Annotated in this window: 10 protein-coding genes; 7 read left to right on the top strand and 3 right to left on the bottom strand. The window is 65.9% G+C overall.

What is annotated here, in order from left to right; translation table 11 throughout:
- Nucleotides 1-58 precede the first annotated feature (58 nt).
- From ppc to ACEN9F_RS29000, 3 genes are all read left to right on the top strand, one after another.
- Nucleotides 59-2,875, top strand: a complete 2,817-nt coding sequence (gene ppc / locus ACEN9F_RS29010; RefSeq protein ID WP_413425838.1) for a phosphoenolpyruvate carboxylase — start codon at nt 59-61, stop codon at nt 2,873-2,875.
- A gap of 126 nt (nt 2,876-3,001) precedes the next feature.
- Nucleotides 3,002-4,129, top strand: a complete 1,128-nt coding sequence (locus tag ACEN9F_RS29005; RefSeq protein WP_413425836.1) for a PAS domain-containing protein — start codon at nt 3,002-3,004, stop codon at nt 4,127-4,129.
- A 66-nt stretch (nt 4,130-4,195) separates the two neighbouring features.
- Nucleotides 4,196-4,885 carry a DUF899 family protein gene (locus tag ACEN9F_RS29000; protein WP_413425834.1) on the top strand — a complete coding sequence of 230 codons (690 nt, stop codon included), beginning with the start codon at nt 4,196-4,198 and terminating at the stop codon, nt 4,883-4,885.
- On the opposite strand, the gene ACEN9F_RS28995 is transcribed toward ACEN9F_RS29000, so the two are convergent.
- Nucleotides 4,879-6,165, bottom strand: a complete 1,287-nt coding sequence (locus ACEN9F_RS28995) for an acetamidase/formamidase family protein (RefSeq protein ID WP_413425832.1) — start codon at nt 6,163-6,165, stop codon at nt 4,879-4,881. The two genes, ACEN9F_RS29000 and ACEN9F_RS28995, sit on opposite strands and share 7 nt — an antisense overlap.
- Nucleotides 6,166-6,257: 92 nt before the next feature.
- Nucleotides 6,258-8,750, bottom strand: a complete 2,493-nt coding sequence (rpoD, locus tag ACEN9F_RS28990; protein ID WP_413425830.1) for an RNA polymerase sigma factor RpoD — start codon at nt 8,748-8,750, stop codon at nt 6,258-6,260.
- Nucleotides 8,751-9,156: 406 nt separating this feature from the next.
- Here rpoD and ACEN9F_RS28985 point away from each other — a divergent pair, with 406 nt between their 5' ends.
- From ACEN9F_RS28985 to ACEN9F_RS28970, 4 genes are all read left to right on the top strand, one after another.
- The gene (locus ACEN9F_RS28985; protein WP_413425828.1) at nt 9,157-9,627 is read left to right on the top strand and encodes a ProQ/FINO family protein; all 471 of its coding nucleotides are present in this window, start codon (nt 9,157-9,159) and stop codon (nt 9,625-9,627) included.
- An 88-nt stretch (nt 9,628-9,715) separates the two neighbouring features.
- Entirely contained in the window at nt 9,716-10,291 is a 576-nt protein-coding gene (locus ACEN9F_RS28980) for a 3'-5' exonuclease (RefSeq protein ID WP_413427213.1), read from the top strand.
- 69 nt (nt 10,292-10,360) lie between these two features.
- Nucleotides 10,361-11,092: a c-type cytochrome gene (locus ACEN9F_RS28975; protein WP_413425826.1), complete on the top strand. Its 732-nt coding sequence runs from the start codon at nt 10,361-10,363 to the stop codon at nt 11,090-11,092.
- The gene (locus ACEN9F_RS28970; protein ID WP_413425824.1) at nt 11,089-12,363 is read left to right on the top strand and encodes a c-type cytochrome; all 1,275 of its coding nucleotides are present in this window, start codon (nt 11,089-11,091) and stop codon (nt 12,361-12,363) included. Before ACEN9F_RS28975 ends, ACEN9F_RS28970 begins: the two co-directional genes overlap by 4 nt.
- Before the next feature lie 24 nt (nt 12,364-12,387).
- On the opposite strand, the gene ACEN9F_RS28965 is transcribed toward ACEN9F_RS28970, so the two are convergent.
- Nucleotides 12,388-13,509: a type IV pilus twitching motility protein PilT gene (locus ACEN9F_RS28965; RefSeq protein ID WP_413425822.1), complete on the bottom strand. Its 1,122-nt coding sequence runs from the start codon at nt 13,507-13,509 to the stop codon at nt 12,388-12,390.
- Nucleotides 13,510-13,576: the final 67 nt, after the last annotated feature.

Genomic DNA, 13,576 nt, shown 5'->3' with positions numbered 1-13,576 from the left:
TTGCAGAACCGGGCCACAAGCCTTTGCACCGACATTTCACATCTTTGCGGCTTATCTCATGGCAAAACAATCTAGTGCAACGAACGATCAAACGGCTGAACAACCTGGCGTGGATAAAGACGCACCACTCAAAGAAGACATCCGCTTATTAGGTCGCCTGCTGGGCGACGTATTGCGCGACCAGGAAGGCGAGGAAGTCTACGCCGTGGTCGAGACCATCCGGCAAACCGCGGTGCGCTTCCGCCGCGAGGCGGACGCCGGCGCCGCCAAGGAACTGGACGGCATGCTGAAGATCCTGACCAAGGAGCAGACGATCTCCGTGGTGCGCGCGTTTTCGTACTTCTCGCACCTGGCCAACATCGCGGAAGACCAGCACCACATCCGCCGCCGCCGCGCCCACCTGCTGGCCGGCTCCAACCCGCAGCAAGGCAGCGTCAACTTCGCGCTGTGCAAGCTGAAGGAGGCCGGCGTGAGCCAGGACACCGTGTCCACCTTCTTCGAGCAGGCGCTGATCGCCCCGGTGCTGACCGCCCACCCGACCGAAGTGCAGCGCAAGTCCATCCTCGACGCCGAGCACGACATCGCCCGCCTGCTGGCCGAGCGCGACCTGCCGCTGACGCCGAAGGAGCAGGCCGCCAATATGCATTTGCTGCGCGCGCGCATCGCGACGCTGTGGCAGACCCGCATGCTGCGCTACTCCAAGCTGACCGTGGCCGACGAGATTGAAAACGCCCTGTCCTACTACCGCATCACCTTCCTGCGCGAACTGCCGGGCTTGTACGACGACATCGAGAGCGACATCGCCGCGCATTACGGCGCAAGCCAAGCCGTCAGCGCCCCCTACGTGCAGATGGGCAGCTGGATCGGCGGCGACCGCGACGGCAATCCCAACGTCAACGGCAACACCATGTCGCACGCGCTGACGCGCCAGGCCACCACCATCCTCGATTTCTACCTGGAAGAAGCGCACACACTGGGCGCCGAACTGTCGATCTCGACCCTGATGATCGCCTGCTCGCCGGCGCTGCAAGCGCTGTCGGACAAATCGACCGACATCTCCGACCACCGCGCCGACGAGCCGTACCGCCGCGCCCTGATCGGCATCTACGCGCGCCTCGCCAGCACCGCGCGCGCGCTGGGCGCGACCAACATCCTGCGCAAGGAAGTCGGCCACGCCGAGCCGTACGCCGATGCCGCCGAGTTCTCGGCCGACCTGCAGGTGCTGATCGATTCGCTCAACGCCAACCACGGCGCCGTGCTGGTGCAGCCGCGCCTGTCGACCCTGAAGCGCGCGTCCGACATCTTCGGCTTCCACCTGGCCTCGCTGGACATGCGCCAGTCGTCCGACATCCACGAGCGCGTGCTGGCCGAGCTGTTCGGCAAGGCCGGCGGCCAGGCCGACTACTCGTCGCTGGACGAGGATGCCAAGGTCCAGCTGCTGCTGAGCGAACTGGCGCAGCCGCGCCTGCTGTACTCGCCGTACATCGCCTACTCGGCCGAGACGGTCTCCGAGCTGGGCGTGCTCAGCGCGGCGCGCGAGATCCGCGCCCGCTACGGCGCCCGCGCGATCCGCAACTACATCATCTCGCACACCGAGGAAGTGTCCGACCTGCTGGAAGTGCTGCTGCTGCAAAAGGAAATGGGCCTGCTGCGCATCGCCGAGGCCGAGTTGGACCTGATGGTGATCCCGCTGTTCGAGACCATTCCCGACCTGCAGCGCGCGGCCGGCATCATGGAAGCCGTGATGGCGATCCCGCTGGTCAAGCAGCTGATCGCCAAGCAGGGCCAGATCCAGGAAGTCATGCTGGGCTACTCGGACTCCAACAAGGACGGCGGCTTCCTGACCTCCAACTGGGAACTGTACAAGGCCGAGACCCACCTGGTGACCGTGTTTGAAAAGGCCGGCGTCAAGCTGCGCCTGTTCCACGGCCGCGGCGGCACGGTCGGCCGCGGCGGCGGTCCGTCGTACGAGGCCATCCTGGCCCAGCCGCACGGCACCGTCAACGGCCAGATCCGCCTGACCGAACAGGGCGAGATCATCGCCTCCAAGTTCTCCAACAAGGACATCGGCCGCCGCAACCTGGAGCTGCTGGTCGCGGCGACGCTGGAAGCGAGCCTGATGCCGCAGTCGGAAGACGCCGCGCACCAGGCCCAACTGCGCCAGTTCGAAGCCATCATGGCCGAGATCTCGGACCGCGCCTACAAGGCCTACCGCAACCTGGTCTACGAGACCCCGGGCTTCACCGACTACTTCTTCGCCGCCACGCCGATCGCCGAGATCGCCGAGCTGAACCTCGGTTCGCGCCCGGCCTCGCGCAAGTCGACCAAGCGCATCGAAGACCTGCGGGCGATTCCATGGGGCTTCTCGTGGGGCCAGTGCCGCCTGCTGCTGCCGGGCTGGTATGGTTTCGGCAGCGCCATCGGTTCGTGGGTCGCCGACGGCAAGAAGGAAGAGCGCCTGGCGCAGCTGCAAGCGATGTTCACGCAATGGCCGTTCTTCGCCACCCTGCTGTCCAATATGGACATGGTGCTGGCCAAGACCGACCTGGCGATCGCCTCGCGCTACGCCGAGCTGGTTCAGGACAAGGAACTGCGCGAGCGCATCTTCAAGCGCATCACCGAAGAGCATGCGAACACGCTGACCATCCTGCAGAGCGTCACCGGCGCCACCGAGCGCCTGGCCGGCAATCCGCTGCTAGCGCGCTCGATCCAGAACCGCTTCGCCTACCTCGATCCGCTGAACCACCTGCAGGTCGAGTTGATCAAGCGCCACCGCGCGCTGTCGAGCGAGCCGGGCAAGGCCGATGAGCGCGTTCACCGCGGCATCCACCTGTCGATCAACGGTGTCGCCGCCGGCCTGCGTAATACCGGCTGACAGCAGTTGTTGCTGCACCGCACCAAACGCCCCGCCTTGCCGGGGCGTTTTTTATTTCAATAATGGAAAGACAAATAGACAAAATTGTCATAGTATCTCCCGAACGCCAACTACTTGCACGACAACATGAAGAGTTTGATCGATTCGTTGGCCAAATCCGAGATCCTGACGGTCGTGACCGAGCTGCAGGTGGAAATGGGCGTTTCATTGCCGCAGGCGCAGGGCGAGCTGCAGGACATCTTTGCCATGATGCCGTTGGCCTTGTTCATCAAGGATGCCGAATCGCGCATCGTGCTGATGAATCCCGCCTGCGAAGCGCTGTGGGGCGTCAGCTTTGCCGAGATGCGCGGCAACCGCGGCGAGCGCTTCCTGCCGGCCGAGCAGATCGAAGGCTTCGGCGCGCGCGACCGCGCCGCCTTCGCCAGCGGCAAGCGCATCGTCAACGAAGAACTGGTCTGGCATCACGCGCACAGCGAGAACCGCTGGATGGAAACCCACAAGCAGCCGCTGTTCGACCAACACGGCCAGCCGCGCCTGCTGATCGGCATGTGCGTCGACATCAGCGAGCGCAAGCGCGCGGAGCGGGCGCTGGAGTCATCGGTGCAGCAACTGCGCGCGCTGTCCGAGCACGAACACACCACCAAGGACCGCGAGCGCCGCCGGATCGCGCTCGGCATCCACGACGACCTGGCGCAAAACCTGCTCGCGCTCAGGCTCGACCTGTCCGTGCTGCACGCCCGCACCGGCCGCTGCCAGCCGCTGCTGCACCAGCGCACCACGCAGGCGCTGGCCACGCTGGACGCCAGCATCCACGCCGTGCGCGACCTGATCAACGAACTGCATCCACCGACGCTGGAACTGGGCTTGTCGGCCGCCATCGAATGGCTGCTGCGGCAACTGGAGCTGCGCAACGGCATGCGCTGCGTGCTGCAACTGCTGGATGACAGCGCGGTGTTGGACCAGCGCCAGACCTCCGCCATTTTCCACGTCGTCGAGGCGGCCCTGGGATATCTCGGCGGCCATAGCGGCGCGCGCGCACTGCAAGTGACGCTGAGCCTGAAGCCCGAGCGCCTGTCGATCATCCTCAGCGGCGACGGCCAGCCGGCGCCGGATGGCGGTTGCGGCGCGCTGAACCTGGGCGTCATGCGCGAACGGCTGGCGGACTTCGGCGGCGAACTGGCGGTCGCGCCGTTGCCCGGTACCGGCACCGTGCTGCATATGACCCTGCCCGGTGCCGGCCAGGCGCCTGTGTGAGCTAGCGCATAGACCGCGCCGCCGCAAGCGCCCGTAATACGCTGGTGACGATGACAAGGAGTTCCCATGACGACGCTGACACCGGCGGCGGAACTGGCCGCCAAAAGCAAGCCCTACCCCAACGACAGCCCCGCATACCGCACCGCGCGCACCGCCTTGCTGGCCGAGGAAATCGAATTGCGCCGCCACATCGAACGGGTGGCGGCCCAGCGCCGCGCGCTGCCGCCCGGCGGCGAGGCGCCCGGCTACAGCTTCCTCGATGAAAACGGCAAGACCGTGACGCTGGCCGACCTGTTCGGCCGGCACGATACGCTGGTCACCTACTTCTGGATGTATGGTCCACAGCGCGAGCGGCCCTGTCCGATGTGCACCGCCTTCCTCGGCGCGCTGGACGTACCGTCGCGCGACATCACGCAGCGGGTGGCGATGGCGGTGATCGGCCGCTCGCCGGTCGCGCGGCAGCTGGCGTTCGCCCGCGAACGCGGCTGGCGCAACCTGCGGTTTTATCAGTGTGTCGGCGACGATTTCGCGCGCGACTACCGCGGCCTGTCGCCCGACGGCGACGAATGGCCGGCGCTCGACGTCTGGGTCAAGCGCGACGGCAAGGTGCTGCACTTCTGGGCCAGCGAGCTGGGCGGCACCGAAGACCCCGGCCAGGACCCGCGCGGCGCCCCCGATCCGACGCCGCTCTGGAACATCCTCGACCTGACGCCGGCCGGGCGCGGCACGGACTGGTACCCCAGGCTATCCTATTGATACGATCCGGGGCGCTTCAACAGCGTCTTATCCAGCTTGGCCGCGACGCCGACGCTGCGGCCGGCCAGGTTGGGCACCGAATACTTGACCGCGCTGCCCAGCACCTGCGCGCACTCGGACAAGCTCAGGCCGTAATCCTGCTGCAGCCATTGCAGCATGCCGCTGGTGGCGGCGCGCAGCGCGTCATCCAGCGAGCCGGCCTGGCCCAGCGTCATGATCTGGGTGGGCGACTCCACGCGCGGCATGCCGATGGCCTTGCCCTTGATGACGTCCACGTCGAACTCGACGTCCATCGAGGTCTCCAGCGCGTATTGCGAGGTTTCGCCGTCGCCCTGCAGCGCGTGGGCGTCGCCCAGGTACAGCAAGGCGCCGGGCTGCTGCACCGGCAGGTAGACGGTATTGCCCTCCACCACCTCGTTGAAATCCATGTTGCCGCCGAAGCGGCCGGTGTCGCCGGTCGAGATGCCGGGGCCGTCGCCGGGCGCGACCGCCAGCCCGCCCAGCATCGGCCGCACCGGCACCGCGAACCGGGCCAGTCCCGCGCTGGCCTGCTCGGGACTGGCCAGGCCGCGCTCGCGGTCCAGCTTCCAGCGTACCGGCTTGCCCAGGCCGGCGGCCTTGGCCGCCATGCCAACCGTCAGCGCGCGGCCGACGATGGTATCGAGGCTGTCGGCGTAGTCGCGGTTCAAACGCAGGCGCCGCAGACGCACCACCAGCGTGTCGCCCTGCTCGGCGCCGGCGATGAAGAACGGCCCGGTCTGCGGATTGCCATACAGCGCCCGCGTGACGCCCTGCTCGTCCACGCCGCCGGAATCGATGGTCTTGGTGTGCACGGTGTCGCCCGGCCATATCGTCAGCACCGGCGCGCGGTGGGCGCTGAACTCGTTGGCGTAATCGGAGGGCGTGAACTCGTAGCGGCGCGGCGGCCCGGCCGGGCGCTCCGGGAGGCGGCGCGCGCTGAACGCATGTTGCGCCCGCGCGGCCGGATTGTTCGTGTCCGGGAAATCGGCGCTGCCGCGCATCGCCGCGCCATCGACCTGGGCGCGATACGCATAGCGGGCCTGGTTCGCATCGACGACGTCGAACTCGATGCTGCGGCCCTGCCGCTTGCCGGTCAACTGGTCGCCGCCGATGTCGCCCCGCAGCGCGTCGCCGTTCCGTTCCAGCGTCAGCGTCTGGTACGAATGGTTGCCCCAGCGGTCCAGCGTCACCAGCCACGTTTCAGTGGCAGCGGCCTGCGCCGCGCCGCACAACAGCAACAAGCTCAGAAATTTCAGCATCGTCGTTCCCATCAAATGATCAGAACGCTGAGCATACCAAAACCAAAAAAAGGGAGGCACATGGCCTCCCTTCCTGGTGCTTCGCCTGACGCTTAGTTCTGCGTCAGGAAAGTCTTCAGCTTGTCCGAACGCGACGGCTGGCGCAGCTTGCTCATGGCCTTCGCTTCGATCTGGCGGATACGCTCGCGGGTGACGTCGAACTGCTTGCCCACTTCTTCCAGCGTGTGGTCGTTCGACATTTCCACGCCGTAGCGCATGCGCAGCACTTTCGCTTCGCGCGGGGTCAGCGAGTCCAGCACTTCCTTGATGACGTTGCGCATCGATGCGTGCAGTGCCGCATCCAGCGGCGCCAGCGTGGTGTTGTCTTCGATGAAGTCGCCCAGCTGCGAATCGCCGTCCTCGCCCATCGGCGTTTCCATCGAGATCGGTTCCTTGGCGATCTTCATGATTTCGCGGACTTTGTTTTCCGGCATTTCCATCTTCAGCGCCAAGGTCGCGAGGTCCGGCTCGCTGCCGGTTTCCTGCATGATCTGGCGCGAGATGCGGTTCATCTTGTTGATCGTTTCGATCATGTGCACCGGCACGCGGATGGTGCGGGCCATGTCGGCGATCGAACGCGTGATCGCCTGGCGGATCCACCACGTCGCATAGGTCGAGAACTTGTAGCCGCGGCGGTATTCGAACTTGTCGACCGCCTTCAGCAGGCCGATGTTGCCTTCCTGGATCAGGTCGAGGAACTGCAGGCCGCGGTTGATGTACTTCTTGGCGATCGAAATCACCAGGCGCAAGTTGGCGACCGTCATTTCACGCTTGGCCTGGCGCGCGCGCTTTTCGCCGGCGGCCATCTGCTTGTTGATCTTGCGCAGGTCGGCCAGCGGCAAGGCCACGCGGGCTTGCAGGTCGATCATCTTCTTTTGCAACTCTTTGACCGCCGGCACGTTGCGGCCCAGGATGGCGCTGTACGGATACGCGCTGTCGACTTCGCCGTCGACCCAGTCCAGGTCGCATTCATTGCCCGGGAACACCTTGATGAAGTGGGCGCGCGGCATGCCGCATTTGTTCACGCACAGTTCCAGCACGGCGCGCTCGATGTGGCGCACCTCTTCCATCTGGCCGCGCAGCGTGTCGCACAGCTTCTCGACCACCTTGGCGGTGAAGCGGATGCCCAGCAGCTCGGCCGAAATGGTTTCCTGCGCCGCCACGTAGGCCTTGGAGCCGTAGCCGCCGGAAGCCTTGCGCATCTTGTCGTACTGGGTCGAGATGACGTCGAACTTCTCCAGCGCGGCTTTCTTCAGCTGCGCCAGTTGCTCGGTCGAGAAGCCGGCCGCGCCGCCATTGGCGTCGCCGTCTTCTTCCTCGATCTCTTCTTCCTCTTCCTCATCGTCGTCCGATGCGGCGGCAGGCGCCGCGGCCGCGGCCGGCGCGCTGCTGGTTTCGTTGAGGTCGACGAAGCCGTCCACCACTTCGTCCACCTTCAGTTCATCGGCTTCGATCTTCCTGGCCAGCGCGACGATTTCGGAAATCGTCGTCGGGCAGGCGGAGATGGCCTGGATCATGTCCTTCAGGCCGCCTTCGATACGCTTGGCGATCTCGATTTCGCCTTCGCGCGTCAGCAGCGCCACGGCGCCCATTTCACGCATGTACATGCGGACCGGGTCGGTGGTGCGGCCGAAGTCGGAATCGACGGTCGACAGCGCGGTCGCGGCGGCCGCCTCCACTTCGTCGTCCGAGGTGACGGTGGCGACGCTGTCGGTCAGCAGCAGCGAATCGGCTTCCGGGGCGCGCTCGTAGATGGCGATGCCCATGTCGTTGAAGGTGGCGATGATGCCTTCGATCGCTTCCGGATCGACGATGTTTTCCGGCAGTTGGTCGTTGATCTCCGCATAGGTCAGGAAGCCGCGTTCCTTGCCCATGTTGATCAGGTTCTTGATCTGGTTGCGGCGGCGCTCCAGGTCTTCCGCCGAGTTTTTCGAATCGACGCCCAGCAGGTCGGCGGCGCCGCCCTTGGCCTTGCGCTCGCGCGCCTTGGAAACCGCCTTCAGTTCGGCGCGCTCGACCGCGTTCAGCGCCGCGACTTCGTCGTTTTCCGGCGTGAATTCGGACGGCTTGCGGCCGCGGCGGCCCGGCACCTTGACGCTCGGCAGCAGGTAGCCGGAGGTGTCGATCGACGCCAGCGTGGCGGCGTCGGTGACCTGGCTGACGGCCGGGCCGGCGGTGACGATGACCACCGGGGCCGGCTCGGCCTTGGCCTTGACCAGCTTGGATTTCGGCGCGGCCTTGACCACCACGGCCGGCACCGACGCCTCGGCGTCGGCCGCCGAGGTCGCGGCGGCGGCGCTCTTGCGCGCCACTTTCACGGCCTTGACCGGCGCGTCCACGGTTTCCGCCGCCTGCGCGTCGACCAGGGCCGCTTCGGCCGCGGCGCTCAGGCGCGTTTTCTTCTTGACCACCGTTACTTTGCTCGCTGCCTCTTGCGCATTATCGATCACATAAGATAAAGTCGTCTTCGGCACCACCAGCGGAGCGGAACTAGCGCGGGTTGGCTTTTTGACGGACAACGTTAAAGTTTTCGGCGTTTTTGTCATTAAAAATCTCTCAATGCGTATTCGTCAGAAATTACAAAAAAGCTGACCCCGCGCCGACCGCGAACGGTGCGCTTGGGTGGAAATGTTGTAATTTAGCTGACGATTAACTGCGGAATAAAAAAAGCCCGCTTCCAGCCACGGGCTTGTTTCTCTTATTCAGGGAAGAATGAGGAGAGGGCAAAGTAGAAGGGCTAGTGCCCCTGTCAGACCGTCCGAATCGCATCCTGTACCAAACTGAACCGCACCGTCCTGCTCTGGTGCGTCGTGCATTATACACGTTTTGGGCCGGGAAGGCATCCACCCTGTCCGCCGCCGGTGTGATCAAAGCGTCACGATAGCCTAAAATGCACTGCATTCCCGTAGCCCCCATGATATGCTGACGCCTCTTGCTTAAACTACGAAGTCGATGAACACTAGCCTCACCCCCCAGCCTGCGGCAACCGAGCCAGCTACCACGGCCGCTGCCCCGGCGCCTGCCGCCCTGACCCCGCGCAGCCTGCTGAAACAACTGCAAACCCAATTCCCCGCTTTCCGCGATTTCCTGCCATTGACGATCGGTATCGACAAGCAGATCCTCGCCGTGATGCCTGAACTGGACCGTAAGACGATGCGCACCGCGCTCGGCATCCATACCGGCTCGCTGCGTTACCTGAAAGTCATGGAAAAAGCCAAGGTGCGCCACGATCTCGACGGCACCCCGGGCGCCGAAGTGACCGACACCCACCGCGCCCACGCGACCCAGGTGCTGCAGGAACGCTTCAAGAAAGAAGCAGAACGCAAGAAGGCCGAACGCGAGGCGGCGGCGGCGGAAGAAGCGGCCCGCGTGCGCGCCGACAAGCTGAACCAGCTGACCGCGAAGTTCTCGCGCAAGGGCTAAGTTGGATAGCCAGCACACGGCTAGCCACCAAGCCGCGGCGGAAGCGGAACTGCCGCCCTATGTCGGCATCCGCATCGCCGATGTGCACATGGTGGTCACGCCGGAACAAGCCGTCGCCGCGCGCGACGCGCTGCTGGCGGCCGACGCCATCGGCTTCGACACCGAATCGAAGCCGACCTTCACCAAGGGCGAGACCTCGACCGGCCCGCACCTGATTCAATTCTCCACCGACGACAAGGCGTATCTGTTCCAGATCGGCGCCCGCACCGACGCCCATACCTTGGCCGTGCTGCAAGCCATCCTGGAACCGGCGGCGCCGCTCAAGATCGGCTTCGGCCTGGCCGACGACGTCAAGCGCCTGCACGCCAAGCTGGCGATCCGCGCGGCCGGCGTGGTCGACATGTCGGTGGCGCTGCGCACGCCCGGCCAGCGCAACGACCTCGGCGCCAAGACCGCCGTGGCCAAGTTCTTCGGCCAGAAGCTGCAGAAGTCCAAGAAGATCTCCACCACCAACTGGGCACTGCCGCGCCTGAACGACAAGCAGATCCTGTACGCCGCCGACGACGCCCAGGTCGCGCTGCGCGTCTACCGCCACTGGCTCGCCGGCGGCGGCAAGCTGCCGCCGCTGAAGGCCGTCAAGCTGCCGCGCCCGCCCAAGCCTTAGTCAATCTGTCCTCTGTTCTTATTTGCAACACAGGTATATCCTTGCTGGACTGTCTGACAGAGGAACGGTATGCCTACTTTTTCCGCCGCACGCCTGGGCGCCGCGCTGGCCCTGGCCGGTATTTGCCTGAGCACCACCGCCGCCACGCCGGCCGCCCTGCCCGATACATTGGAGCAGCGCGTCGCCGCCTGCCTGGCCTGCCACTCGGTCAAGGAGCGCGGCGACGCCTTCTTCCCGCGCATCGCCGGCAAGCCGGCCGGCTACCTGTACAACCAGCTGCGCAACTTCCGCGACGGCCGCCGCCACTACCCGATGATGACCTACATGGTCGATCACCTGCCGGACGCCTACCTGCGCGAGATCGCCGACTACTTCGCCGCCCAGCATCCGCCCTACCCGCCGCCGCAAGCCGGTAGCGGCGCCAGCGCCACCACCGCCTCGCTGGCGCGCGGCCAGGCGCTGGTGCAGCAAGGCGACCCCGCCAGGAAAATCCCGGCCTGCGTCGCCTGTCACGGCGCCGCGCTGACCGGCGTGGAACCGGCCATCCCCGGCCTGGTCGGCCTGCCCAGCGACTACATCAACGCCCAGTTCGGCTCGTGGAAGAGCAAGGTGCGCCGCGCCGCCGCGCCCGACTGCATGGCCGACATCGCCGCCCGCCTGAGCGAGGCCGACGTCGCCGCCGTGTCCGGCTGGCTCAGCAAGCAGACGCCGGATGCCGCAGCCCGGCCCGCCGCCAGCATCGCCATGCCGCTGCCGATGGCCTGCGGCAGCGTACCGGCTCAGCAAGGAGCCGCGCAATGAAGAAAATCCTCTATATCGTGATCGCCGCCGTCGTGCTGGGCGTGCTGGCCAAGCTGTTCTGGGTCGGCGACGACATCGGCCCGCCGCCGACCGTCACCGCCACGCTGGCGCCGGCCGAGAAAATCGCCCGCGGCGCCTACCTGGCCAAGGCTGGCGACTGCATGGCCTGCCACACCACGCGCGGCGGCCAGCAATACGCCGGCGGACGCGCGCTGCAAACGCCGTTCGGCAGCGTCGTCTCGCCCAACATCACCTCCGACCGCGCCACCGGCATCGGCGGCTGGAGCAGCGACGACTTCTGGCAGGCGCTGCACAACGGCAAAGCCAAGGATGGCCGCCTGCTGTATCCGGCCTTCCCCTACACCAACTACACCCGCATCACGCGCGACGACGCCGACGCGCTGTATGCCTACTTCCAATCGGTGCCGGCGGTGCCGCAGGCCAACCAGCCGCACGACCTGCGCTTCCCGTACAACCAGCAATTCATGCTGGCCGCGTGGCGCGCGCTGTACTTCAAGCCGGCGGTCTTCCGCGAGGACAGCAAACAGTCGGTGGACTGGAACCGTGGCGCCTATCTGGTGCAGGGACTGGGGCATTGCAGCGCCTGCCACAGCGCGCGCAACACGCTGGGCGCGACCGAGGGCGAAGGCTTGTCGGGCGGCCTGATTCCGGTGCTGGGCTGGTACGCGCCGTCGTTGAACTCCAACGCCGAAGCAGGACTGGGGGAATGGCTGCAGCCGCACATCGCGCAGCTGCTGAAGACCGGCGCCTCGCCGCGCGCCACCGTGTTCGGGCCGATGGCCGAAGTGGTGCAGGAAAGCCTGCAGCATCTGAGCGACGGCGACATCAACGCGATGGCGGTGTATCTGAAGGCGCTGCCGGGCGACGGCCGCAAATCGGACTTCGAGCGCGACAAGGGACCGGAAGCGGTCGCCTTCCTGGCGGCCGGCGCCCAGCTGTACGGCAAGCACTGCGCCGATTGCCACGGGGCGACCGGGGTTGGACTGCCGCCCGGCTATCCGCCGCTGGCGGGCAACCGCGCGCTGACGATGGAACAGGCGGTCAACCCGATCCGCATCGTGCTCAACGGCGGCTTCGCGCCCGGCACGGCCGGCAATCCGCGCCCCTACAGCATGCCGCCGTTCAGCCATGTCCTCAACGACACGGAAGTGGCGCAAGTCGTCTCCTACCTGCGCAGCGCCTGGGGCAACAACGCACCGCCAGTCAACGGCAACGACGTCAACCGCTACCGGGCCATTCCGCTGGACTAAACCAGCAACAACCCGGGCGCCGGATTAACGTTGCTCGGCGAAGCCGATACGGTCGGTGGTGGCGTTGCGCGCGTCTTCGATGGCGATCTTGCCGTCGGCCAGCAGCGCGCGCAGCGAGGCGTTCATCGTGTGGCAGCCGTCGGCCGGCTTGTGCTCCATCCATTCGCGCAGCGACGATACCTGGCCGCTGGCGATCATATTGGTCACTTCGGGATTGGTGGTCAGGCACTCGGTGGCCAGATAGTAACGCTCGCCTTGCATCGACGGCAGCAAGGCCTGGCACAGCACGCCGCGCAGGGCGTGCGCCAGCGCCTGGGCCTGGGCCTCGCTGTTGCCCAGCAGGCGCAGCATCTTCTGCAGGCCCAGCTCGGTCGAGCGCGCGTGCAGCGAGGCCAGCACCAGCGGGCCGGATTCGGCCAGCGCCAGCGCTTCCTGCGCGGTCTGGGCATCGCGGATCTCGCCGATGACGATCACGTCCGGGCGCTCGCGCAGCGCATCCAGCGCCCCCAGGTAGAAACTCTCGACGTCGCCGTCGAAGCCCACTTCGCGCTGCGTGATGACGCACTGGCGCTGCGGGATCAGCGTCTCGACCGGATCTTCAATCGTGATGATGTGGCCGGAACGGTGCTTGTTGATCTCGTCGAGCATCGAGGCGATGGTGGTGGACTTGCCCTGGCAGGTGTCGCCGATGATCAGCACCAGGCCGCTGGTCAGCTTGGCGAAGTGCTGCTCGTGCTCGCGCAGGCCCAGCTTGGCCAGCGCCAGCGGCTCCTTCGGGAAGCGGCGGATCACGCAACCGAGCCGCTTCTTGCCCTGGAAGGTGAAGCAGTTGGCGCGGATGCGGGCGGTGTGCAGGTCGACCGCACGGTCGAAGGCGCGGTCCTGGATCCGCTCGGACCAGTTCGGCTCAACCACCTCAAAGAATTCCTGCAGCTCCTCGCGCGTGATCGGCGAATCGGTGACCGCCACCAGGCCTTTCGGCTGGCGCAGCATCAACGGGCTGTTCTGGTGGATCAGGATGTCGCTGAAGATCAGCTTGGAATTCAGCAGGTGCAGGATCTGCTCGACGAGCGTGCCGAAGACCGGGTGGTCTTCGTTCTCGATATAGCTCAGGGTGCGTATTTGCGACGACTGGTAATTTTCCATCTTGACTCTGATCTCCGTGGGTCGGTAAAACTCCTCGGACGATTATAAGAGAAAAATTGCAGCATCG

This window comes from Duganella sp. CT11-25, assembly GCF_047302815.1.
Lineage (GTDB): Bacteria > Pseudomonadota > Gammaproteobacteria > Burkholderiales > Burkholderiaceae_D > Rugamonas.
This window is presented reverse-complemented; position numbering and strand designations above follow the sequence as displayed.

Bases quoted from the DNA above. Each gene is read 5' to 3' on its own strand.
- ppc (WP_413425838.1), top strand. From the start codon at position 59: ATGGCAAAACAATCTAGTGCAACGAACGATCAAACGGCTGAACAACCT.
- ACEN9F_RS29005 (WP_413425836.1), top strand. From the start codon at position 3,002: ATGAAGAGTTTGATCGATTCGTTGGCCAAATCCGAGATCCTGACGGTC.
- ACEN9F_RS29000 (WP_413425834.1), top strand. From the start codon at position 4,196: ATGACGACGCTGACACCGGCGGCGGAACTGGCCGCCAAAAGCAAGCCC.
- ACEN9F_RS28995 (WP_413425832.1), bottom strand. From the start codon at position 6,165: ATGCTGAAATTTCTGAGCTTGTTGCTGTTGTGCGGCGCGGCGCAGGCC.
- rpoD (WP_413425830.1), bottom strand. From the start codon at position 8,750: ATGACAAAAACGCCGAAAACTTTAACGTTGTCCGTCAAAAAGCCAACC.
- ACEN9F_RS28985 (WP_413425828.1), top strand. From the start codon at position 9,157: ATGAACACTAGCCTCACCCCCCAGCCTGCGGCAACCGAGCCAGCTACC.
- ACEN9F_RS28980 (WP_413427213.1), top strand. From the start codon at position 9,716: ATGGTGGTCACGCCGGAACAAGCCGTCGCCGCGCGCGACGCGCTGCTG.
- ACEN9F_RS28975 (WP_413425826.1), top strand. From the start codon at position 10,361: ATGCCTACTTTTTCCGCCGCACGCCTGGGCGCCGCGCTGGCCCTGGCC.
- ACEN9F_RS28970 (WP_413425824.1), top strand. From the start codon at position 11,089: ATGAAGAAAATCCTCTATATCGTGATCGCCGCCGTCGTGCTGGGCGTG.
- ACEN9F_RS28965 (WP_413425822.1), bottom strand. From the start codon at position 13,509: ATGGAAAATTACCAGTCGTCGCAAATACGCACCCTGAGCTATATCGAG.